Raw genomic sequence first — 24364 nt, 5'->3', positions numbered from 1 at the left:
GGCTATTCTTACGCTCAAACCAGCAATACCTTATAAACCTGATTCCATCATTTTAATCAATATTTCAAAGAACGCTTTATGGTCTCACGACCGCAATTGTTGACAATAGTTGCGCAACGATCACGCTGCGCGTAAAGAGGTAAGAAAGAAGCTACTTCGCTTTATTAGTTTTTCTCTTCCCTCTTTACCGCTTGCGGAAGAGCGGGAAGGTCCATCCGCTGGCTAGCGGAGTCGACCGGGTGAGTAAACTCTGCTTGCGATATTAACACAAATGCATTGAAGCAAATGCCAACCGAATTAAATCATTACATTAGCTACCCAAATTTAACCGTTCATCATGAAAAGACGTTCGTTCGTAAAGTCGACAATAATTGGTGGTGCTGCCGCAACTGTTTTACCCGCTTTAAGTAATGCCAAATCCATGGATAATAAAACAGCCGAAACGGAATTTTATGAGCTAAGGGTTTATAATTTAAAAGACGAGGCTCAGCAAAAGCTGGTTGAAGATTATTTAAAAAATGCAGCTATCCCGGCGTTAAATCGCTTAGGCGTTAAACATGTGGGTGTTTTTACTGAAATGAAGCCTGCCGGACAAACAAAAATATTCACCCTTACAGCATACAACAGCCTCGATCATTTTAGTAAAATAGCCGACAACATAGGCAATGATGCTGAATTTAAGGCCAAGGGAGCAGCCTACCTGAATGCACCTGCAACACAGCCTGCTTACGAGCGGATAGAAAGCTCCCTTTTAAAAGCATTTACCCATTTCCCCACGCTCACTCCACCCGAAAAGAAGCCGCGGATATTTGAACTGCGCCAGTACCAGAGCGCCAGCGAAGCCGCCGGTAAAAAAAAGATTGAGATGTTTAACGACAAGGGCGAGATAGATATTTTTAAGCGTCTGGGCTTTAATCCTGTTTTTTGGGGCGAAACCATAATAGGTCCGCAACGACCGAACCTAACTTATATGGTAACATTTACTGACCTTGCTGATAAAGACTCGCACTGGAAAGATTTTGGAGGTGACACCCAATGGCATGAAATAAGCGCTGTGCCTGATTATGCCGATGCTTTACTGGTTAATAAAATAACATCAACCATATTAGTGCCCACTGCTTATTCGCAGATTTGATGAATGATAAAGCTTCACGGGCCGCAGCTATATTATTTGCGAGAGCGTTGCTGGGGATAATTTTCTTAATGCAGGGCTATGGAAAGATCTTTACCTACACCGTGCCCAAAGTATACAGCATGTTTTTTAAAGATTTCGAAAAAACATTCCTGCCCAAGTGGATCATTTGCGGCACAGCTTATTATACCTCATATGTTGAATTGATCTGCGGCTTTTTACTAATCATAGGCCTTTTCAGAAAATATGCTTTGTACCTCCTTGGCATCGATCTGCTGATCGTGTCATTCGGGCATGGGCTTTTAGAGCCTATCTGGGATCTGCAGCATGTAATACCCAGGGCCATTTTATTGATCGCCATATTGCTCACCCCAGGCCAGTGGGACAAATGGAATGCTGATAGGTTATTGCCCCAAAATGGCGGTTTAAATAATATTCATCAGTGATTGCCTGCAAAGTATTTGCAATTCTTAAAATACTGTATTAGATTTACTTAACAATACTCTATTAACTGGAACAATTTTCTATGTATGGCTCTCCGCCTTACTATTGGCCAGGAGCAGGATTCCCCTTTTTATTAATACCAGCCTCAATCCGTATTTTCTCATCAATTAAAAAACCAATTATGATAGCTGAAGAAAAGATAACACAACTGAAACAAGCCCTACGCGGGAAGTTGATTCAGTCGCTTGATGATGATTATCATGCAGCACGCAAGGTGTACAACGGCATGATAGATAAATGTCCCTTAATGATAGCTAAATGTACTGATGTAGCTGACGTGATAACGGCAGTAAATTTTGCGCGGGAAAATGATCTGCTCACAGCAATAAGGAGCGGCGGCCACAATGGTGGCGGCTTGGGTATGTGCGATGACGGGTTGGTAATTGACCTCTCGCAAATGAAAGGTACCAATGTTGATCCCGATGCTAAAACGGCATGGGTTGAGGCCGGCTGCACTTTAGGCGATATTGACCATGCAACGCACGCATTTGGATTGGCAACTCCCAGCGGAATTTTTTCAACTACAGGGGTAGGCGGCATTACGCTTGGTGGTGGACTGGGGCACCTTACCCGGCATTTCGCCTTGTCAATAGACAATGTTTTGGAAGCAAATGTGGTGCTGGCCGACGGGACTTTTGTAAAGGCCAATGCCTCTACCAATCCCGATCTTTTTTGGGCGCTTCGCGGTGGTGGCGGTAACTTTGGGGTTGTTACTTCATTTGTATTTAAGCTGCACCAGGTAAGTATGGTATATGGCGGCCCAATGTTGTGGGAATTAAATGAAACTGAAGAAATATTAAGATGGTACCAGGACATCATAAAAAGTGCACCTGACGAACTCAATGGATTTTTCGCTTTCCTCTGTGTTCCTCCCGGACCTCCATTCCCTGAACATTTACACACAAAAAATATGTGCGGCGTGGTATGGTGCTATAGTGGCGACATGGAAAGGGCCGAAAAGGTTTTTGAGCCCATTCGCAATTTTAAAAAACCTGCGCTTGATTTTGTGGGTCCTTTACCTGTTCCGGCAATGAACAGTATGTTTGATGCGCTGATGCCAACCGGATTAAATTGGTATTGGAAGGCTGATTTTGTAAATGATTTAGGAGATGAAGCCATTGCGCAACATATAAAATTTGGATCACATTTGCCTACCTTGCTTTCAACAATGCATCTTTACCCAATTAACGGTGCTGCTTCAAGAGTGGGCAATCAAGATACTCCATGGAATTACCGGAACGCTACATGGGCAATGGTAATCGCAGGTATAGATCCCGATCCGGCCAATAATAATAAGATCACCGAATGGGCAAAAGATTACTGGGAGGCATTGCACCCCTATTCGGCAGGTGGTGCTTATATAAACTTCATGATGGACGAAGGAGAAGACAGGATTAAAGCAACTTATGGGGATAATTATGAAAGATTAGTCGCTATAAAAACAAAATATGACCCTGCTAATATGTTTAGGGTCAACCAGAATATAAAACCTATGATACATGAATCAGTAGGTTAAAATTATTGAATGGATTATTAAATTAAATTTGCCTGCTTTTCTGTGACACTTTTATTAAATATCAGAAAAGCAGGCAAATTTCGATCTTGTTAATCTTAATATTTACATGTCTTGTAGTTTAAATTTATCCGATAAAAATCAAGATAAATCATACAAACCAGGAAATATTAACCCTTAACTTTTATCCAATACCCCTTCAGCTTCTTCAGCTACTTCTGGTTTAATGATGTTCCTTTTCGGGAAGTTGAAGAGTATTGAGGTAAGCACCGGGATAACAAAAACAGCTACCGTAAATACCGATACAAAAACGTCTACATGTTTTCCTTCCAAAATTTCGGATGCCGGTGTGCCTGGAGCAAAATGGGTATATAATGAAACGGAAAGCTTAATACCTAATACACCAATTACTATAAAGGCAACGGTTTCTAAAAAGGTAAATTTTTCCATCAGCTTTACAAAGGCCTGCGCTACAAAACGCATGGCCAGTATGCCTATAAACACCCCGGTATATATTAAAAATACATGGTCGGTAAAGGCTACAGCTGCAAATACGTTGTCAATTGAAAAGGCAAGGTCCATCAGTTCAACAAGTGCCACTGTAGACCAGAAAACGCCAAACACGCCTACTGTTGAGCGGTAAAGCCAGTTTTTACTTTTATCAATTGATTCACTCTCACCACCACTGTTGGCCGCGTTGATCTTTCCTTTGAAGTAGTTAAAACTCAGGTAAAGCAAATAAAATCCGCCTATAGGTTTTAACCACCATATTTTTACCAGCCACGCAGCAAGGAACAAACAAACGCCCCGCAATACATAGGCACCAACAATGCCGTAACGTAAAGCTTTATTGCGCTGGTGTTTTGGGAGGTCTAATACCATAGTTGCCAAAACCGCAGCATTATCAACAGAAAGCAGGCTTTCTATCAGAATTAAATTAAGTACTACCAGCAATCCGGCCTGAATATCTTCACCTAAAAGTTTGTGCAAAAAGTCCATATATGAGTTTATTTATTTTAATTATTATTCTGAGATGCCTGTAAATATAGAAATTTAAATATTCCGGCTCCCATTACCATTTTAATACAAAGATTAACTATTCCTTTGATGCTATAATAATGAAATTATTACAATAATTTATTTACATCGGTATTTACTAAATACTGTAACTTAGTTTCGCAAAAAAAATCAAATAACTGCGTCAACTCACAATATGGCGCGTGTTTAAAAAAATATATATACTACTACAATGGCTATCAATTTACAAAAAGGGCAAAAAATAGATATCGGCTTATCTAAAATGACAGTGGGTTTGGGCTGGAACCCTAACGAAGGAACAGGATATGAGTTTGACCTGGACGTTTCCGCAATAATGATAGATGCAAACCGTTTTGTTCCGCAAGATGAGTTTTTTGTTTTTTACAATAACGTCGATTCACCCGACAACGCCGTTCACCATACCGGTGATGATCCTTCAGGCGGCAACAGCGATGGCGGTGATGATGAATCAATTAACATCGACCTTACTAAGGTTGACTCCAAAATCCAGGAAATACTTTTCGTGGTTACTATTCACGAGGCGCAGGCGCGCAGGCAAAACTTTGGCCAGGTTCGTGATTCATACATCCGTATTATTGATGATCTTTCCGGCAACGAGGTTTGCAAGTATGAGCTGGGTGAAGATTTTTCTATTGAAACCGCCATTGAATTTGGCCGCTTATACAGCCGCAACGGCCAGTGGAAGTTTGAAGCATCAGGCGTTGGTTATAAAGAAGACCTTGCGTTTTTCCTGAGCAAGTATTTTAAAGGACAGATTATAAAATAAAATATTATGGCTATAAACTTAGTAAAAGGTCAAACTATTGACCTTCGTAAAAATGATAATGGCGAAAATTACGACCTGTCATCTGTTACCATCGGCTTAGGATGGGATGTCAGGCAAACCAAAAGCGGCGGCTTTTTAGGCAAACTGTTTAGTAACGGTGCCGAAGAAGTGGAGTATGACCTGGATGCTATTGCCTTTTTGCTTGATAAAAACGGCAAGGTGGTAAATACAGGGCGTACAACGCAAACAAGCAGCGGCAAAACCATAAGCCTGTATGAAGGAGATGTGATCTATTTTAACTCCATGAAACACCCTTCGGGCCATATTTGGCTTACCGGCGATAACAGAACGGGCGCAGGAGATGGTGATGACGAGCAGATAATTGTAAAACTTGATGCCCTTGATCCAAAATTTGATAAGATCCTTTTCATTGTAGCCATTTACCAGGGCCGCAAAAACAACCAGCATTTTGGTATGGTTGAAAATGCTTTTATAAGGGCGGTTGATAACAGGGGTAAGGAAATTGCAAAGTTTAGCCTGTCTGGCGATGCCACCTATAACGGCATGTGCTCCATGACCTTTGCCGAAGTGTACCGCAAGGATGGCTCATGGAAATTCAGGGCCATAGGCGATCCGCATCAAACCGATAATTTCCTTGAAATTTTAAAGAACTATAAGGCTTAGCTTTTATTGATAACTTGTACCACTGATCTTAAAGCTTAATACAAAGCTGCAATCACATCTTACCCATGCCGTATTACCAGCATTATTCTTTTGATCTTTGGCTCACCCTTATTAAATCAAACCCTGAGTTTAAAATTCAACGGGCAAAAATATTTCACCGCGACTTTAATCCTTCCAATAAAAGTATTGATGAGGTTACGAAAGTTTTCAGGCAGGTTGACTTAATGTGTAATGCCGTTAATGAAAACACCGGGAAGAATATTGACACGGAAGAAATGTACCTGATGGTTATTAGCCTGATGAATGATAACCGGCTAAATATCCGGGATGTTGATACCTGTAAACTTTACCTGGATATGGAAGCGCTTTTATTTAATTATTTACCGGTGTTATACTCACCTGTAACAATTGAGGTGCTTGATCATCTAAAAAATAAAAGCGGTGGCACGTTTAGCTTACTAAGCAATACCGGCTTTATAAAAGGCGTAACTTTAAAAAAAGTATTATCTGAATTAAAAATAGATCAGTATTTTGATTTTCAGCTTTACTCTGACGAGGCCGGGATGTCAAAGCCTAATCCGGCTTTTTTTGAGTTGATGCTTCAAAATATCAAACGGGTAAATCATCCAAAACAAATCAATTTAAATAACATTATACACGTAGGCGATAACCCTGTAACTGATATTGAAGGCGCTAATGCAGCAGGCATAAAAAGCATGCTTATTAATTCAAACAACGAGGATATAACAAGTTTAAAAAAATAATGAAGGCGACATATTCATTACACCATATTAATAATCCTTCGGCGTTTGATTTTAATCCGGATGATTACAGCCGTTTTAAATTTGGCGATGACGCTGTTGCAAAGCATTTTGGCACCAGCCTGGCCGATGGCTTTATAAGCCAGCACCTGGAAAAAGAGCCGATTGAGCAGCAAATTGTTGTGATCTCCAGCCCGTACTCATTTATCCCCACGGCTACTTATGCCATGAAAACATGGTTCGCTTACCGGCTCAACCGCTGGCTGGCCACAAACGGCTTTGCTGTAGTGCAGGAAACCAAGGTGCACCGCACCATTACCTATAAGGAAGATTACGGCGAATTAAATGCGCGGGAAAGGATGAGCCTGATAGGTAATGACTCATTTCATATTGATAAAGACTTTTTAGAAGGTAAAACCCTTATATTTTTAGATGATATTAAAATAACCGGCAGCCACGAGCGTATGATAATGAAAATGGTTGCCGAATACGGCCTGCAAAACGATATTTATATGCTGTATTTTGCCGAACTGGTAAATAAAAGCATTCATCCTAATATTGAGAACTTGTTGAACTATCACCAGGTAAAAACAATATTTGATTTGGAGCCGATCATTAAAAGCGGCAATTTTACCATCAACACGCGCATAGTAAAGTATATATTGAATTACAATTTTGAATGCTTTTGTATCTTTATTGAAAATCAGGCCGATTGTTTTATAAATTTACTTTATGATATGGCTTTGGGCAACGGCTATCATGCTATTGATGCCTATACTAAAAATCTTAACTTTATTACCGAAAACCTATTTATAAACAATAAAAATTTAATTAAACATGGCAATTAATTTGCAAAAAGGGCAGCGGGAAAACATTGGCGCTCCCATATTTACCATCGGCTTAGGATGGGATACCAACAGCTCTTCAACCGGCAGTGCGTTTGACCTGGATGCCTCTGTTTTTGTTTTGGGCGAAAATAAAAGATTAATAGGTGACGAATACTTTGTTTTTTATAACAACCTTAAATCGCCCGATGGCTCAGTTGAACACACAGGTGATAATCTTACCGGTGCAGGCGAAGGTGACGATGAGCAAATAAAGATCGATCTTTCAAAAATAGATCCAAGGGTATCTGAAATATGCGTGGTTGTTACCATCCACGAAGCTGAAGGCCGCAAACAAAACTTTGGCCAGGTACGCAACTCGTTCATCAGGGTATTTGATGCAGCAACCAATGCCGACATTTTAAAATACGAGCTGGAAGAAGATTTTTCAATTGAAACCGCTGTTGAATTTGGCAGGATCTACAAACGCGATAATAACTGGAAGTTTGAAGCTGTTGGCGCAGGCATGAAAGGCGGTTTACAGGATTACTTAAATAAATATCAATAAGCTATGGCAATCAATCTTCAAAAAGGGCAGCGCATCAGCCTTGAAAAAAGCAATGGCAGTAAGCTTCAAAGTGTTTGCGTAGGTATTAACTGGGGCGCCATTGAAAAAAAGGGACTTTTTGGCTTTAATACAACTAAAGAAGCGGTGGATCTTGATGCCAGTTGTGCATTATTTGATGAAGCCAAAAACCTTGTTGATGTAGTTTATTTTGGCAATTTACGTTCAAAAGACAGCGCTGTACAACATAGCGGCGACGACCTTACCGGTGATCTGGATGGCGATGATGGTTTGGATAATGAAGTGATAACACTTGATTTTTCGCGGTTAAATCCCGCTGTAAATTATGTCGCCTTTGTGCTGAACAGCTTTCGCGGACAGGATTTTGGTACTATTCCGTTTGCCTCTATCCGTATTTATGAAGGTACGCCAAAAAGGGTGAATGAGGTTTACGCTACTTATGATATTGGGAACAGTAAGGACTTTGCCGGCCATGTATCAATGGTGATGGGCGTATTTTACAAAAAGAATGGCGAATGGAAGTTTAATGCCATTGGCGAACCTACCCGCGACAAGAAGCTGGAGGAGACAGTAAAAACTGTTAGCCAAAACTATTTATAACAAACAACGCACCGGGGTTTTATTTAACGACAAGTCGGGTGCATATTGTAAGAATGATATTTTTAAAGAAATAAATTATGGACAGCACATTAAATAACAACGAGCTAAACATTACCCCGGTTAAGCTTGATACAACCCCGGTAAAACTGGATAAGGAAGGCAATGTTGACCTTACCAATATAAACCCTGATGAGGTAAAAAAATATAGCGAAATAAGTAAAACCCTTGATCCGAAGGATGTTAATTCTATACTTAACTATGGCACCGAAGTTCAAAGTTCCATGGAAAAGTATAGCAATACCTTTTTAACCTCGGTGCGCACCTATAACTCGGGCGAGGTGGGTTTACTTATTAACGACCTGCTTACCGAGCTTAATTATATTGATGTGGATGAATTGAATCAAAATGCATTCACTTCATTTATATCGCACATCCCGTTTGTTAAAAAGCTGGTATTTGATACCAAAAAACTTTTCCAGAAGTACGATACGGTGGTTAATAATATTGATAAGATCACCAATAAAATAAAAGCCGGCAGGATAAACTCTATTAAGGATAACAGCTCGCTGCAAACCATGTTTGATAGCAATGTAAGCTACATTCATCAAATGGAAGAACTGATCATATCCGGTCAGCTTAAATTTAATGAGCTTAACGAACAGCTTGCCCAAATGGATGCAAATCCCGCAGCCTATAATGATTATGAAATTGCCGACATGCGTGATTTTGTTAACCGTCTGGATAAGCGCCTGGCCGATTTAAAGGTGGTTCGTTTTATTATGATGCAATCGCTTGCGCAAATAAGGGTGGTTCAAAACAACAATACAAGCATTGCCGAAAAAGCCCAGTCAATTGTATCAACAACCATCCCGGTGTGGAAAAACCAGCTTACAATTGCTGTAGCGCTAAACAGGCAAAAGGAAAATGTTGAGATGCAGAAAAAGATCTCGGATACTACAAATACTATCCTGCAAAAAAATGCCGAATTGCTGAAACAAAACAGCATAGATGTGGCCCGGGAGAATGAAAAAACTGTAGTATCGTTAGATACCCTGAAAAAGACAACTGCTTCGCTAATAGAAACTTTAACAGAAGTAAAGCGAATCCACGAAGAGGGAACCCAGAACAGGCAAACATTAAATACTGAGCTGCAAAGCCTGGAAACAGAACTAAAAAAGCACGTAACACACCAAAGCTAGTATTAAGTCCTAAGTCGCAAGTCTTAAGTCAAATTTTGTCTTTTCTGGCTTAGGACTCAAGACTAAGCGTCACACGACACCAGCTGATAAAAGCCGTCATTGCTCAATATTGTGCTATGGCGGCTTTTCTAATTAATACGCGCGTAATTTTGTAATTTTGCATAAAAAAATTGGCTGTACCGTTAATGGATGAAAACCGCTTAAATATTTTAAATGAATCAAACCGGATGCTCAGCAAGCTGCAACTGCTTTCTGTTTATTTTGGGGAAGATATAATTTACAAGATTTATTTGCGCAGCCAGGTTATCCATAAGCTTTTTGAAACTAATCCTGAACTGGACATTAACAAGCTTGAGCTGTTTCATATGCAGTTTACTGCAAGCCTGATAGATCTGTTGCGGAAAATTAAAAAAAACAATGAGAACAACATAAGCTTACTGTTAGATGAGATACAGTTGAACAAGGAAATGGTTGAAAAGCTTAACGACTCTGCTTATACCGAAAACAACTTTAACATTGATAAGCAAAGGCAGGCGCTCAAAATAAATCTTTCATTACGAAGGCTTTTCCAGGTGCTATCAGACAATTCTACGGACAACCCGCTGTCTAAAAACATTAATGCGTTTAGCTCACGGTTTGCTACCGACTTTTTTTATGCCATTGAACCCGGCTTGTTTACTGAACTTACACAGTATAAGGATAATGATGTTTATACAAATAGCTACGCCACTATTCAAAAAAAATTAATGGGGGTACTGTGTAAGTACGATTTTAAAACCGAGTTTTTTTGCGGCCTGAAAACAGGTAGCCAAATTATCGAGATTTATAAGTTTATTGATGTCAATAGGCATTTTTTGTATTTTCCTGCCCATAATTTATTCCTGTTTGTTGATGTAACAAAAATTAATGGGGTAGACTGGACAAACAACTTATCTAAAAAAGAAAACCTGATCCACGAACTGAATAATAAGAATGACGTATTGCAAAGCAGCGCGAGTGCGGCAAAATCAAACATGCCTGCCGAAATTAAAGCATTGCTGGCCGAAGACTATAAAAAAATTGCAGATATCAATTTCCTCCAAAACATCAGCAATATTGATGTACAGGCCAATATTTTAAAAACAATGCTAAATACCGACCTTAACTGATCCCCCTAAATATAAAACACAGTGATACTTAAGCTTAACAAAATAATTGCATCCATTTTTGGGATAGGATACCTTAAAGGCGGCGGTACCTATGCTGCATTAGTAACCTGTGGTTTTATATGGTTGTTATGGCAAAATCCGGTTTTACAAAACCCTTTATACCTGCTTATTATTACCATTGTTATAACGCTTTTGGGCGTGTACGTCAGTAATAAAGTTGAGCCCGACTGGGGTGAAGATAGCTCGCGCGTGGTGATAGATGAGGTTGCCGGGATGCTAATTTCTATATTATTTATACCTGCCAATATCTATTTTTTATTGGCCGGTTTTATTTTATTTCGTTTTTTTGATATTGTAAAACCACTGTATATCCGCAAAATGGAAGCGCTGCCCAGCGGAACCGGCGTAATGATGGATGATGTGCTTGCGGGCGTATATTCCAATATATTGCTATGGGTGGGGTATTTTGTTTGGATAATGTTTTTTAAATAAATCAAAAAAATCTGAACGAAGATCCTGTTAAAGTATTCATAAAAAGGCTTACGAATTTTCACTTCGTAAGCCTTTTGCTTCTTAACCAATCCATGGCTTCCTTGCCCTGGTCACTCCTCCTAATATTTTAATACGATAAACCCTGTGTTGTGGATGATGTCTTTACCCACTTTATAGTTCAGTGAGTAGAAGTAAGTGCCTGGTTGCTGCAGCTTGCCGTTAGTGCTTGCATGACCGTCAAATGCCTTTGTTGTATTGTCATACCCTTTTGCCTCGTAAACCAATGCCCCGTTACGGCTCATGATCTGCAGTGTGTTATCCGGGTAAGCAACTATGCCGTCTATCTGCAGCACGTCGCTGTTTCCGTCGCCGTTTGGTGACACGTTCTTGTGTACCACTATCCCCGGAGTTCTTACAGGGGCTACAGCTACCAGCTGTTCATCATAGATGGAAGCCGCCGGCGGTGGTGCTAAACGAGTGATAACCATGCTGTATATTTTGATAGCTGTACCGTTTGCTGCGGTTACTACCGTCGTGATGGTGTTATCTCCAACATCTAACGAAACAGATCCTGATGCTGTGCCCGAAGTCACTGCTACATCGTTAACTTTTACTGTTGATGTGGGATCCTGCGTTACAGGCGTTACCGTCACACTGCTTACAGAATTAGCTACATTTACTGTATAATCCCTAAAGTTAAAACCCGGTACTGTAATTAACGGAGTTTTTGGATTTAACCTCAGTGACGTTAGCAAGGCATTGCCTTCTCTTGTTATTATTACACTATATGTGTTTTTGGTTACTCCATCCCCTGCTGTTACTACTGTAGTGATCGTATTATTTCCTACATTTAACGGAATAGATGGGGATGCCACTCCTGATGCTACTGCAACATTATTGATCATTACGGTTGCCGTCGCATCCCGGGTTGTTGGGGTTACCGTAATCGAATTAACACCATTAGCTACTGTTGCCACATAGTCTCTGAAGCTAGGGCCGGGTACCCATGTCTGGTTTACCAGCGGGCTGAACTTAAGATTGGTTAGTAACGCATCAGTTGATAGTCGGGTTACCGTTATCTTATATTTCCTTATTGTTGCTCCGTCCTGTGCAGTTACCTGTACATCAATAGGGTTGTTGCCTACATTTAACGCCAGTGCCGATGATGATGCTCCACTGCCTACCGTTGTATAGCCTCCCCCATTCACCTGTACCCGGATCGTCGCATTTACATCTGCAGAGGTCGGCGTTACTGTCGTGGTGGTTGTACCGTTGGGTACCGTTGCTGTATAATTAAGCGTGTTGCTGTTAAACACAGGTGTTAAGTTATTGGCAGTAGTGGTAAGGGCTGATAATGTGGCATCGCTAGGCTTTACCACAAACGTGCCTGAAGCTGCTGACGCTGCCGCCAGGTTACCTGCTTTGTCTGACGCTGTACCTGTCCCTATCGAAAACCTGATAGTGCCAAGTCCGCTCACATTAGAAATAGTAACTGTTAGCGTAGCGCCTGTACCCGTCACACCTACTGTACCGGTGGCCGTGCCTGTTGTGATTAAAGTAATATCACCGGCTGACAAGGTGCTGGTATTAAAGTGGGCATCAGCATAAGTTACCGTATAAGACGCGCTGCCGCCCGCGCCTGTTGCTGTTACTGACGGGCTGCCGATACTTACTGTTGGCGAGGTTTTGTCGAATGTTACAAAAAGGCCGGCTAGCGCCGAAGTGTAAGAATTGGTATTGCCTGCATCATCTGTGATAGTTAGCGCAAATGCAACCTGGCCCTGTGTATTACCAGATGTTTCTGTATATGAGCCCGTCCAGAGGTTTCCTGAAACGTTAACAGGAGTTACACTATTGCCGCCTATTGTTATTACCGGTGTTTGAATATGTTCACTTGCGGTAAAGCCAAGTGTGATAATGTCGCCAACCTTTGCGAAGGTATTGCGGGCATTGTTTGACAAAAAGCTTCCGTTGCTCGCTGTAGGGGATGCGTTATCTATTGTATAAGTTTGCCCGGCGGTAAAACCGCCTGCAATTGCATTCCCTGCCACATCAGTGATCCCGGTACCGCTGTTATTCAGGTCAAGACGAATCGTACCGTTCCCGGTTATTGAATTTACCGTTACCGTGTAGGTTGTGCCTGAACCGGTTACTGAGGCTAAGGAGCCATTGGCTGAACTGGTTTTTGTAAGTGCAAAATCACTTACATCCACTCCCGTTACACTTTCAGAAAATGTTACGGTATAATTAATACTTGTTGCTTTGGTTGGCGTGGCATTTGCGGGAATGATGGAGCTTGCCGTTGGCGCTGTTTTATCAATAGTATAACTTTGCCCCGTAAAAGGTAGTGATGTGCTTATTACCAGTGATAAATTTGTATCATTAACAAGATTTAAAACAGTTGCACCATCTCCAGTTCCCGTATTAACAGGCACTGTCCAGGTTATATTGTCAGATGTAGTCGGCGTGCCAATACTTGCACCTGAAACTCCTGTCGTAGTCAATGAAAAATTACTTGCTGTTAACCCTGTAACCGCCGCCCCGAAAGTTACTGTATAATCTACAGAAGATCCGTTTGTGGTAGCCGATGAAGCAAGGTCGATTGAATTGATAGTAGTTGATAGCACTATTGTAACATCGTCAACGCCGATAGCGAACGCTGTTGCACCTGAAGATATAGGTCTTATTACATCAATACTATTGAAACCATTGGTTAATGTTACAGCTACAGGTGTAGCAGAGCTTAAAACCGCCGCTTTTGACGCCAGGGAAAATCCGGCGATCAAGAAAAGTAAAACATAAAATCTGGTAAAAAGTAAAGGTTTATTCATGGTTATTTTTTTAAATAAGAAATATAATTTGCAGGTTTATATTCATTTACAAGAAACATTATTGCACGCGCATCTCTTTATATCAAAATGTTATGTTGGGATTATATTATTAAATGTAGCAAATTGCTTAGCGCGCTGTAAAACGGAAGGTATATACTTAGGGCTATCTTCTACTTTTAAGTCAATAAAACATTTGATAGCTATACGAGCATATTTCATAAAGGTTACGTTAAAGTTAATAAAACTTTAAAAAAACATATTTTTATCATTTTAAAACAATTTATTATTTAAAGAGCATTTGGAAGATTCCCTGTTTTAAAACAAAAGGCGTGATGGAGCAATTTGGAAACAATTTATTTTCCCTTGCCAGGGTCCGGGAAATTGACCTGGCTGGCTACCTGGAAAGGCTGGGTTTCGAGCCGGCGGCTATCAAAAAGAACGGGACGGATTATTGGTACTTATCGCCTTTTCGAAATGAAGCCGGGGCGAGCTTTCATGTCAACCGGGCGCGCAATGAATGGTATGATTTCGGGCTGATGGCCGGTGGCAACATGGTAGACTTTTGCCTGCGTTACTATGACTGTTCTATACCCGATCTGCTAGCCAGGTTCAATATTGATTTTTTCCCTCAGCAGCTACCCGTTTTCGACGCCGCTTTGCATGAGGGATGTGCCGGAAAAGAAAGTAAACTGGTGGTCACGGATGTTCGTCCGCTGTATGCCTACCCGCTGAAAAATTACCTGCACGAACGCGCTATCCCCGTTGCCGTAGCGGATGGCTTTTGCTCGGAGGTAGCTTATCAAATTAACAGTAATTCTTATTACGGGATCGGCTTTAAAAACGACGCCGGTGGTTACGAGATCCGTAACAAAAATTACAAGCAAAGCAGTTCGCCAAAGGATATTACGACATTTTCTTTCGGCGCGCGGGAAGTGCATGTTTTCGAGGGTTTCATGGACTTTCTTTCTTACCGGGTTTTATATCCTTATGCGGAGGCGGCTGATTTCGTGGTGCTGAATGGCGCGGGATTGTTTGACCGGGCGCTGCCTTTCCTGGAACAGCACGAGGGTATCCGGTTGTGGCTGGACCGGGATGTGACGGGTAAGGCTTATACGCAATATGCTTTATCGATGGGGCCGCGCTACCGGGATGAAAGCGGCCGGTACGAAGGGCACAAGGACATGAATGAATGGCTGGTGCATAAGGGCGAAGTGCAAAAAGCCAGGTTGAAGAAGCAAAACCGGTTGTTGGCGCGCGGTTAAGTGACGGATTGGCTTTTTGCTGTTTTTTCTCCTCACCAGCCCGGGGTTAGATTGCCTGATTGGCAATCGGCCAGATGTACGGTTGTATTACAACCGAAATCTGGCCGCCCCTCTCCGAAGTCGGGGGCGGTGGAGAAAGTTGTTGTTTTTTGATGAATTGATAGATAGAAAGGGATAAGTGATGGAAGGGAAAAAACAGGTAAGGACACGGATTGTCCCGTTCAGGCTGCTGCCTGATGAGTATAGTAAATTGGAAACCAGCTGGAAGAAAACCACGATCAGGAGGTTAAGCGAATACCTGCGCAGGCTCATTTTTAATAAGCCAGTTACTGCCTATGTGCGCAATCAATCGCTGGATGAATTCATGGCGGAGATGGTTTTGCTGCGAAAAGAATTAAATGCGATTGGGGTGAACTTTAACCAGGCGGTGCACCGGCTGCATACGCTTGATCACCTGCCCCAAATGCAGGCCTGGTTAAATGTTTTCGAGCGGGATAAGGATGTGTTTTTTGATAAGGTGGATGAGATTAAAAAGCGGATCAATTTAATCAGTGACCAGTGGTTGCAGTGATCCATTCCAGCAGTAGCCTGCGCAATATCTTAAACTATAATGAGCAGAAAGTAAAGCAGGGTTTAGCGACCTGTTTAGAGGCGGCTGTGTACCCGAAGGATGTTGCCGATCTGAATTTTTATCAGAAGCTTTCACGGTTGGAAAAGTTGACGGAATTGAACCAGCAAACCAAAGTGAACAGCGTCCATATTTCACTAAATTTTGACCCGTCGGAACAACTTTCGGAGGAACGTATAAAGGAGATCGCGGCGGTTTATATGGATAAGATCGGCTTCGCCGGCCAGCCGTATTTATTGTACCGGCATACGGATGCTGGCCACCCGCATATTCACCTGGTCACAACCAATATTAAGCCGGATGGCAAGCGGATCGAGCTGCATAATCTGGGAAGAAACCAGTCGGAAAAAGCACGCAAGGAAATCGAAATCGCCTTTGGCTTGGTAAAGGCAGAAGAAAGTAGCCAGCGTGGGGCTTACCGCCTGAAACCGGTTGACTCCCGAAAGGTAGTTTACGGTCGGGTGGAAAGCAAAAGGGCGATGGGTAATGTCATTACAACGGTGCTTAAAAATTATAAATACGGATCGTTGGCTGAGCTGAACGCGGTACTGCAATTGTACAATGTTACGGCCGACCGGGGCAGTGAGGATTCTAGGATCTTCCGGCACCAGGGATTGGTATACCGCATCCTTGACGGGCAGGGGAACAGGGTAGGGGTTCCGGTTAAGGCTTCTGACTTTAATTTCAAGCCTACGCTCAAATATTTGGCAGAAAAGTTTGTGGCCAATGCCACAGGCAGGGATCAGTACAAAGCAAGATTAAGGAATACCATTGACCTGGCTTTACTTGGAGGTGATGTGCTCTTAACAGGATTGATAGGGAAACTGCAAAAGGCGGGAATTGATATCGTGCTTCGTCAAAATGCAGAGGGTGTAATCTATGGGTTAACCTATGTGGATCATCGCAGCCGCTGTGTATTTAATGGCAGTGCGATAGGAAAGACTTATAGCGCTAAAGCTATTCTGGAAAGATGTGCAGGCAGGGGAACCGATGAAAGAAAAATAAAAAATGGAAAGGAGGAAAAAAAACAGGTTGGCGGATCGGATGCGAAAGCGCAAAAGCCGGGTTACGAGGCCGGGAAACAGACTGCGAATGCTTTTCATAATGGTGAAAAGCTGCCTGATATGAAAGGGTTAACCGATGCTTTGTTGCAGCCGGAGGAACAGCCGGAAACGATGGATTGGGAGTTGAAAAGGAAACGAAGGAAAAAGAAGCGGCAACGGATTGAGCCGTAGTTGTGAGTGTGATGAATGATTATTTAATGTGAGGGAGATAAGATGCAGACAGGAGAGAATGATCAGGCCATGCGCAAGATCCTGGATATGACCAGGCTGATCAGTATAGCAGTTTTGGCTATACATTTTTACAAAGAGTGTTATGGTGCATTTGCCGGATGGCACTTGGTAGCGCCGCTATCGGACAGGATACTGGGCAATATTTTGCATACGGGCCTGTTCAGCAATTTTTATAAATCCAAGCTGATCGCCTTGGGTTTTTTGGTGATCGCCCTGATGGGGGTGAAGGGCAAAAACGATGAAAAACAAAACTTCAAAACGGCGGGTATTTACCTGCTGGCCGGGCTTGTTTTCTATTTTATCAGCGGCTTGGTATTGCTGATACCAGGAGAGATGAGCTGGGTGGCTGTCGGCTATATGGCCTTGACTGCCCTTGGCTACTTGCTGTTCCTGAGTGGCGGCACCATGCTGTCCCGGATCATCTGGGACCGGCTGAAGGATGACATCTTCAATTCCGAAAATGAAACCTTTCCCCAAGAGGAACGGCTGATCGAAAATGAATATTCGGTTAACCTGCCTGCCAGGTACAAGCTTAAGGGAAAAACACGCAATTCTTTCATCAACTACATTAATATGTTCCGGGCGTTACTCGTATTGGGTTCGCCCGGATCCACGGGTCCGGCAAAAGTTATTTCATCATCCGGCATGTTATCACGCAGCACATCCGGAAAGGCTTTGCCATGTTCGTTTATGATTTCAAGATGCCCGACCTCTCGGTCATTGCGTACAATACCTGGCTTCATAACAAGGATAAGTACAAGGTTGCTCCCAAATTTTATTCAATCAACTTTGATGACCTTTCGCATAGCCACCGCTGTAATCCTTTGGATCCATCGGCCATGCTGGATATTACCGATGCGGTGGAGTCGGCGCGTACCATATTACTGGGGTTGAACAGGGAATGGATAAAAAAGCAGGGTGACTTCTTTGTGGAAAGCCCGATCAACTTTCTGACCGCGATCATCTGGTACCTGCGCAAATACAAGAACGGTGAATTTTGTACATTGCCTCATGTCATCGAATTGATGCAGGTAGAATATGATGAGTTGTTCACCATCCTGCGCACGCAAAAGGATATCGATGTATTGATCAACCCTTTTGTCAGCGCCTATATGCGGGATGCGGTGGAGCAGTTGGAGGGGCAGATCGCCTCGGCCAAGATAACGATGGCGCGAATCTCGTCACCGCAACTGTATTACGTCCTGTCGGGTAACGACTTTACACTGGATATCAATAATCCTGATGAGCCAAAGATCGTCTGTATGGGTAATAATCCGCAGAAAATACAGATCTATGGCGCGGTGCTGTCCCTGTTTACCAACCGGCTTTTAAAGATCATTAACCAGAAGGGTAAGCTGAAATGCAGCCTGGTCTTCGATGAATTTCCAACCCTGACAACGGACATCATACCTACGATTTCTACAGGCAGAAGTAATTTAATTTCTACCTGCCTGGGTATCCAGGATGCCAGCCAGTTGCGCAAGGATTATGGCCGGGAACAGGCCGATGTGATCATGAATATTGTAGGTAACATCGCCGCCGGGCAGGTTTCCGGCGACACCGCTAAACAAATTTCCGAGCGGATCGGCAAGATCATGCAGGATCGCGAAAGCGTGTCCATTAATCGTTCCGATACTGCGATTAATAAATCCAAACAACTCGAAGCCGCCGTACCGCCATCACGTATTTCATCACTCAGCTCAGGTGAATTTGTCGGCATGGTGGCTGATAATCCGGATTGTAAGATTGAATTAAAAGGTTTCCATTCGGAAATCACCAATGACCATGAAGGATTAAAAAAAGAAATTAATCGCTATAAAGAAATACCCTTGGTACGTAAGCTGGACAATGCGATCGTTCAGAGCAATTATTTCCAAATCAAACAAGACATCCAGGAAATCGTACAACTGGAGATGGAACGACTGATGAATGATCCGGCATTGGCGCACCTTGTTATTAAAAAGTGATGCAGAGGATGGCTGCTTTTTTGGATTTTACTGCTTATACTTATCGTATATTTTATCGTTTAAGGGGATCATCTGATAGGCTTTAATATCAGCATCTACTTTTTCAGGGATTCATTGAGTTCTATAAAAAACGTCGGATCGGCTTTTAGATATTTACAGGTATAAAGTGCCATCAGCGCGCAGTAGTGAAAGGCCTCTCTCATCAGCCGGAGGTAATCGGAGATTGTGATATCGGCCTGCTCCTGCGGACACCTTGATTTCCTTTCACGGATCAGGTTAATGCCCATTTCATTACCGTGGGCAATATGACTGGACATACGGCAGGTATGAGTCGCCAGTTCGATGGCGCCTGCCGGTATGCCTTTGTTCTTTTTGGCCAGCGTGGCAACTATGCCTGTAAAAGATCATTTCTGTTCCAACCGGGTGCGATCCGCTTTTAGGCCATTTGGTCCGCAGGCGCGTTTCTTCTTCGGCGCTCAGCACCTGCGGGGTATGGGGAGTTCATACTACTGATCAGTCGGCAATCCCCACATATCTAAAGAAATTAAAAGTTCCGAAAGAAGTTTTGTATTCTCATGTCAACGACTTTTTATTAGTCTTTTTTTCAAGACCACTAATGTGGTATGGTACAGAAATCTTAAAATTCTTTGCAATTTCCTTCATTCCTTTTACGTCAAGTAATTTAGATTGGAATTCAATGTCCTCAACTTTTGTAACAAATAGACCCGCTTTAGGAGTAAGCATCAGACCTACATGATCGGGGGCATCAATACTAACTATGCATTTGATGTTACCCTCAGAATCATTATGTACATATGTTTTCATTTTCTTCTTTTTTTATTGTGAAATTATGGAAAACCCCAATCCATAGCCGGGAACCGAATTGCTTCCGGAGTTCCTTACTGTAAAATAAAGTCGTGAGCCACTCAAATCGCCTTCAATCCGAACATTCTCGATATTCAGAACACGTTCCTCAAGATAATTAATAAGAACCACTGGGTGGGCAGTCACTGAAACAGCGTCGCCATATTTGAATCCCCAAAATGTCCAATTATGTGTTTCTCCAGGTCGAAGATCAGGACTTCCTCCAGATTCCCAACCAGAAACCCAAGAGCCGAACCAATAAGAAATGTTTGCCATATTTATCATTTTAGTTTTTAAACATTCTTTTATGCCGAAACCTCGGGAATCGTTCCATTTGACGCATTTTTCGGATTTTCGGCTAACCTTAGTTTATTTTTTTAATTGGATATTTCCCTGAATTTAGAGGGCTGATAATTTTAAAGGTGGGCGAATTACATGTAAATTTAAAAACTATATTTAAGAATTGCAATACTTAAGTTCACTTTTCTAAGTGCCCCTTACTTTAAAAATAATTTTAGCAAATTAGAAGATTATTGCAATTATTTTGTTGTAGGAATTTAATATTATAACGTATTTAGCGATTGCATTAAGCGGCAAGTGCATGTTTAATATGGTTAAGTGGCTTGCCGTTTAAATGATTAATATGTTGCAGGACGGTTACAGCGGCCACTTTAGCCATAATTCTTGTCCTTAATCCTTCAAAAGTTTTAGCATAATTACGTTTGAGCATCATCTGGTCACATAATTGAGCAAAGACGACCTCAATCCTTTTACGGGTTGATTTATAAACCCATAGCCATGGCTTGTAATCCTTTTGATTCGCTCTTTTAGGGGTTTGCAATTCTATATTTACACTGCTGAACAAATCCAGTTGCCATTCAGTTGACAGGTAATCTTTATCGCCCAGTAATACACATGACTTTAATCCGCTATATTTAATTTCGTTAAGGTAATGTACATCATGTACGCCGGCTTTTGTAAGCTCCATTCCCTGATAAACCCCATTCATTCCAATCGTTAAATGAAGTTTATAACCAATGTAATATTGCTTATACACAGCACTGTATCCCTTATCCGGCGCTGTTTCAAAGTGGTGCCTGCAAACTTTAAGCTGTTTTTCTCTGGCAAGCTTACATACAGGAACAAGGACACTGTCTACCATAAATACATCCTCTACTTCATTAAGCACATTAGCCAGCCGGCGGTTAACCTGCTCCGTCCAAGGGCTTAGTCTTTTGCGCCGCTTATTATAGTTGGTAATGTGTACCAGGTTGGAAAAATCATTTCTGTAATCGCTTTTTAACTTGGCTAAAGACCAATTCTCGCTATCGATTCCCAGGCATTCCTGACACAGGGACAATGCAATGATTTCAGTGTCGGAAAGCTTGGGCTTACGTGGATAAAAATGCAGGTTTCCGTCCTGGTTTATATCTTGTTTGAGCACGGAGTTGGTAATCTGAAGCATTTTTTGGAAATTTACCGTCAAGTCATGCATATCTTTAATAGCGTTTATGTGAGAATTTATACTATTAAGGTACTGATTTTAAGTGATATGCATGGCTTTTTTCTTCGTTTTTTTTTAAAATTTATTCCCTCAAAATCTAATCGCTAAACACGTTAATATTATACTTTAATTTAGTGCGCGATAGCATTAATAACTTTTGCGGGAGAATTTGCAGTCGCTATTAAACAGTAACTTGATATAAAAGAGGGTGTTCTCATCCCAATAATTAAGTGTAGGTATTTTGATCGTGCAGTTTATAAATCTTGTGTTATAATCCGCCCGTTCGGATAATAGTTGCAGATATGAGCAATCCGTCCCTGTTGAACATAGCTAATAAACCTGAATTCATTATGGCTGGCAACTGCTTCAAACCTTGTTTTAGCTTATACCTTCTAAACCTCTAAACAAGAATTGTCACAGAGAACATAACCATAGTAATTGCTATAAATTGGCTATGGGATAAAAGGCTGTTAAAGAAAAAACCTCTTACTTCATCTCTCCTGAAATTCTTTGTCCAATAATTGCCTAGCGCATAAAGTTATGGCAAAGATCAGGAATAGCTGACCATGAAACTGTTTTGGGGGTTGACAACAAACATCATCGCAGGATACTGAAAATTATCAGTGAATCCCAGATTTGTGTTGCATATAAGTACTGATCCAATGGGCGTGTCGAAGATGTAGGCTAGGTAAATACCACCGTAAATCATGCCGTTGTGTCAGTAGCAACAACAAAGACCAAACATCCTATTTCCAATCCCCGTAATGCTTTTTGTCGTATATCATTCCAAAACATCCCAATCCCATAAGTTTGCTTACCATTTTTCTTAATATAAGACGGATCGAAAATTGCTATTATCTCCGCGGAGCAGTATTGCTGTGCCAAAGTACGAATAAATTTGAACCCGTCTAAGAACTACTGAACCCATTGCGATAACTTTTCTCTGTCAAATTGCCCCAGCGCTGCATGTTGCTGAATCATACTGGCAGTTCATCCTTAGCCATAATTCTATGATGTGGATAACAAATTTTGCAACTAGTTTCTTTACTTCTGTAAATTTGCCCAGAGTTGCTTTCCTAATCTTTAGGCTTTGGACTTGGGCTTTAACATATAAAACTCTAATGCCTTTGTTTTTTTCTACCTAATCCCTTTATTCACTTTTCCACATCCTAAAAATTACCGAGGTATTGATAATGGCACTCCTGAAATTTTCAATTTCGCATTCATTTTTGTTTTATTGAATTTGTTCCGAATAGTAAAATAAAATGTGGTTTTACTCTTTTGTTTTAATGAAGTTAGGAACTTACTTATTTCACGTTTCTCTGCCTTCAAAACTATCCAAATAAATTTAAGTTGTTTTAATTCTTAATGGATGAATACCCTAGCTGCTCTGAGATCATTTGTAAGGAAACTCCTGCGCGTTTTAAACTGTGGAAAATGAATGCCGGGCAAAATTGGTAGTGGGCACTCTATCAAGTTTAAGATCAACGGCAATTCGATTCATGTACTTGTTTATACCCTTCATGGCTTGATTTATATTTCTATAAATCTGCACATCAGATAAATCTTTTGGTTCAAGAATATCAAAAATAAAAGATGTTGCCTCCTCAGGTTTCCCCCCATTTATTATTAATGCTTAAAAATGCCTTCTTTCAAATCGATCGAAAAGTATGAAGGGGCTATAACCCATTGATAACTATATTAAAGATCAATATATTAGGAATAAAAAAATATAAAATTCAGCATAAAAAATCCAGGAAATTATTTGGTAATTTAAATTATATTAATATCTTTGTTAACACTTTAGTCATTAAATTTTAATCATTAAAGACATGTCAGCAGAACCACTAATGAGTAATGCCTCAACGAGGCCGTCAGTTTCCACTCAAGAGGACCAGCTATCTAGTGTTACTGATCAACTTTTTCAGCAATTGAAGCATTGTCTTCCAATTGACTCCATTGAGAAGATTGAAAAAAAATTGAACGAAATAAAACTGGGTAACCATCGGTTGCCGCTAAATATCTTCACACCATTCCTCAGCAAAGACGTTTTCCCGATCAAAAGTGAGGAAGAGTTACAGAAGAAATTGAGTAATGGGGTGCGGCGTGGAGTTGCACTAATAGGCACCGGCGATATTCCGGTAGGAAAAAAGCAACATATCGATGTACTTGCGACGGCTATTCTGGTTTCTGAAGGGGTTTTAAACTCAAAAGTTCCAGTTCGTAACATTTTCAAATTTTAACATGTTTCAGCATCTAAACTGAACCCTCAATAGATAAAACCTAACAACCAATGGCTTATACAGTTACACTTAAAATTGTAGACTGCGCGTCACCGATGACCCTCTTGGCCGGTGCTCCTGTGAACGACGCTAGGAACAATTCTTTACTGGGCTATACAGATTCAAATGGACAAATTATTATCCCAGTTATAGACAGTTACGAATATATCGTTACGATTTCCAAATATGCAGTTGACCCTTGCAACCCATCAGCGCCTGACTATCGTTCAGGATACACTGCAAAGAATTTTGTGCTTGCCCCTAATCAAGATGGCTCCATACAGACAGTTTGTCTTAATCAGGGCCCTCCTCCTCAACCATGCGGAAAGGGAATCAGTTGTTTCATCGTGACAGCGGCGACGGGTTCTCCTGAATCGGAGGAGGTAACTAGCCTTCGACAACTCCGTGAGCGTGTTAGAGCGACATCGAGGCTAGCAGGACAACTCATTGATGTTATATACGA

At 41.4% G+C, this 24364-nt stretch carries 23 protein-coding genes and 1 pseudogene; 19 read left to right on the top strand and 5 right to left on the bottom strand.

Features of this window, described 5'->3' with window-relative positions; all coding sequences use genetic code 11:
- Window positions 1-337 precede the first annotated feature (337 nt).
- The 3 genes from JWQ54_RS25585 (at window position 338) to JWQ54_RS25575 (ending at window position 3152) form a co-directional block, all read left to right on the top strand.
- The gene (locus JWQ54_RS25585) at window positions 338-1135 is read left to right on the top strand and encodes an NIPSNAP family protein (protein ID WP_299590670.1); all 798 of its coding nucleotides are present in this window, start codon (window positions 338-340) and stop codon (window positions 1133-1135) included.
- Complete coding sequence (locus JWQ54_RS25580) at window positions 1135-1578, top strand: DoxX family protein (protein WP_299590668.1); 444 nt, start codon at window positions 1135-1137, stop codon at window positions 1576-1578. The genes JWQ54_RS25585 and JWQ54_RS25580 overlap by 1 nt, the downstream gene beginning before the upstream one ends.
- A gap of 179 nt (window positions 1579-1757) precedes the next feature.
- Entirely contained in the window at window positions 1758-3152 is a 1395-nt protein-coding gene (locus tag JWQ54_RS25575; protein WP_299590666.1) for an FAD-binding oxidoreductase, read from the top strand.
- A 174-nt stretch (window positions 3153-3326) separates the two neighbouring features.
- Here the strand turns inward: JWQ54_RS25575 and JWQ54_RS25570 are convergent, their stop codons facing one another.
- Window positions 3327-4148 (bottom strand): TerC family protein, encoded by an 822-nt coding sequence (locus tag JWQ54_RS25570; protein ID WP_299590665.1) that lies wholly within the window; start codon window positions 4146-4148, stop codon window positions 3327-3329.
- Between the two features lie 250 nt (window positions 4149-4398).
- Between JWQ54_RS25570 and JWQ54_RS25565 the strand changes: the two genes are divergently transcribed.
- From JWQ54_RS25565 to JWQ54_RS25525, 9 genes are all read left to right on the top strand, one after another.
- Window positions 4399-4974 (top strand): TerD family protein, encoded by a 576-nt coding sequence (locus tag JWQ54_RS25565; RefSeq protein ID WP_299590664.1) that lies wholly within the window; start codon window positions 4399-4401, stop codon window positions 4972-4974.
- Window positions 4975-4980: 6 nt separating this feature from the next.
- Window positions 4981-5658 carry a TerD family protein gene (locus JWQ54_RS25560; RefSeq protein WP_299590662.1) on the top strand — a complete coding sequence of 226 codons (678 nt, stop codon included), beginning with the start codon at window positions 4981-4983 and terminating at the stop codon, window positions 5656-5658.
- Between the two features lie 65 nt (window positions 5659-5723).
- Window positions 5724-6422: an HAD family hydrolase gene (locus JWQ54_RS25555; protein WP_299590660.1), complete on the top strand. Its 699-nt coding sequence runs from the start codon at window positions 5724-5726 to the stop codon at window positions 6420-6422.
- Window positions 6422-7267 (top strand): phosphoribosyltransferase family protein, encoded by an 846-nt coding sequence (locus JWQ54_RS25550; RefSeq protein ID WP_299590659.1) that lies wholly within the window; start codon window positions 6422-6424, stop codon window positions 7265-7267. Before JWQ54_RS25555 ends, JWQ54_RS25550 begins: the two co-directional genes overlap by 1 nt.
- Window positions 7257-7811: a TerD family protein gene (locus JWQ54_RS25545; protein ID WP_299590657.1), complete on the top strand. Its 555-nt coding sequence runs from the start codon at window positions 7257-7259 to the stop codon at window positions 7809-7811. Before JWQ54_RS25550 ends, JWQ54_RS25545 begins: the two co-directional genes overlap by 11 nt.
- A 3-nt stretch (window positions 7812-7814) precedes the next feature.
- Window positions 7815-8429 (top strand): TerD family protein, encoded by a 615-nt coding sequence (locus tag JWQ54_RS25540; RefSeq protein WP_299590655.1) that lies wholly within the window; start codon window positions 7815-7817, stop codon window positions 8427-8429.
- A 77-nt stretch (window positions 8430-8506) separates the two neighbouring features.
- A complete protein-coding gene (locus tag JWQ54_RS25535; RefSeq protein WP_299590653.1) occupies window positions 8507-9628 on the top strand; it encodes a toxic anion resistance protein in 1122 nt (373 codons plus the stop codon).
- A 170-nt stretch (window positions 9629-9798) separates the two neighbouring features.
- Window positions 9799-10776 (top strand): hypothetical protein, encoded by a 978-nt coding sequence (locus JWQ54_RS25530; protein WP_299590652.1) that lies wholly within the window; start codon window positions 9799-9801, stop codon window positions 10774-10776.
- 21 nt (window positions 10777-10797) lie between these two features.
- Window positions 10798-11268, top strand: a complete 471-nt coding sequence (locus JWQ54_RS25525) for a phosphatidylglycerophosphatase A (RefSeq protein ID WP_299590651.1) — start codon at window positions 10798-10800, stop codon at window positions 11266-11268.
- Between the two features lie 119 nt (window positions 11269-11387).
- Here the strand turns inward: JWQ54_RS25525 and JWQ54_RS25520 are convergent, their stop codons facing one another.
- A complete protein-coding gene (locus JWQ54_RS25520; protein WP_299590650.1) occupies window positions 11388-14099 on the bottom strand; it encodes a cadherin-like beta sandwich domain-containing protein in 2712 nt (903 codons plus the stop codon).
- A gap of 332 nt (window positions 14100-14431) precedes the next feature.
- Here JWQ54_RS25520 and JWQ54_RS25515 point away from each other — a divergent pair, with 332 nt between their 5' ends.
- The 5 genes and pseudogenes from JWQ54_RS25515 to JWQ54_RS25495 all read left to right on the top strand — a co-directional run bounded on the left by JWQ54_RS25515 (window position 14432) and on the right by JWQ54_RS25495 (window position 19691).
- Window positions 14432-15361, top strand: a complete 930-nt coding sequence (locus tag JWQ54_RS25515) for a toprim domain-containing protein (protein ID WP_299590649.1) — start codon at window positions 14432-14434, stop codon at window positions 15359-15361.
- 181 nt (window positions 15362-15542) lie between these two features.
- Complete coding sequence (locus tag JWQ54_RS25510) at window positions 15543-15932, top strand: plasmid mobilization relaxosome protein MobC (protein WP_299590648.1); 390 nt, start codon at window positions 15543-15545, stop codon at window positions 15930-15932.
- Window positions 15920-17224 (top strand): relaxase/mobilization nuclease domain-containing protein, encoded by a 1305-nt coding sequence (locus JWQ54_RS25505; protein ID WP_299590646.1) that lies wholly within the window; start codon window positions 15920-15922, stop codon window positions 17222-17224. The genes JWQ54_RS25510 and JWQ54_RS25505 overlap by 13 nt, the downstream gene beginning before the upstream one ends.
- A 42-nt stretch (window positions 17225-17266) precedes the next feature.
- Window positions 17267-19251, top strand: a pseudogene (gene mobC, locus JWQ54_RS25500) (conjugal transfer protein MobC).
- A 305-nt stretch (window positions 19252-19556) separates the two neighbouring features.
- Entirely contained in the window at window positions 19557-19691 is a 135-nt protein-coding gene (locus JWQ54_RS25495) for a hypothetical protein (RefSeq protein ID WP_299590644.1), read from the top strand.
- A 133-nt stretch (window positions 19692-19824) separates the two neighbouring features.
- Here the strand turns inward: JWQ54_RS25495 and JWQ54_RS25490 are convergent, their stop codons facing one another.
- The 3 genes from JWQ54_RS25490 to JWQ54_RS25480 form a co-directional block, all read right to left on the bottom strand.
- Entirely contained in the window at window positions 19825-20076 is a 252-nt protein-coding gene (locus tag JWQ54_RS25490; protein WP_299590643.1) for a hypothetical protein, read from the bottom strand.
- A 12-nt stretch (window positions 20077-20088) separates the two neighbouring features.
- Entirely contained in the window at window positions 20089-20391 is a 303-nt protein-coding gene (locus JWQ54_RS25485) for a hypothetical protein (RefSeq protein ID WP_299590641.1), read from the bottom strand.
- 310 nt (window positions 20392-20701) lie between these two features.
- The gene (locus JWQ54_RS25480) at window positions 20702-21580 is read right to left on the bottom strand and encodes an IS982 family transposase (RefSeq protein ID WP_299590640.1); all 879 of its coding nucleotides are present in this window, start codon (window positions 21578-21580) and stop codon (window positions 20702-20704) included.
- 1871 nt (window positions 21581-23451) lie between these two features.
- Here JWQ54_RS25480 and JWQ54_RS25475 point away from each other — a divergent pair.
- A complete protein-coding gene (locus JWQ54_RS25475; protein ID WP_299590638.1) occupies window positions 23452-23862 on the top strand; it encodes a hypothetical protein in 411 nt (136 codons plus the stop codon).
- A gap of 50 nt (window positions 23863-23912) precedes the next feature.
- Window positions 23913-24364: hypothetical protein (locus JWQ54_RS25470; RefSeq protein ID WP_299590636.1), on the top strand; the 452-nt coding region annotated here is incomplete at its 3' end.

This window comes from Mucilaginibacter sp., assembly GCF_028288225.1.
Taxonomy (GTDB): Bacteria; Bacteroidota; Bacteroidia; order Sphingobacteriales; family Sphingobacteriaceae; genus Mucilaginibacter.
The sequence above is the reverse complement of the archived record's forward strand: the minus strand, read 5'-3'. Positions and strand labels throughout refer to the sequence as shown.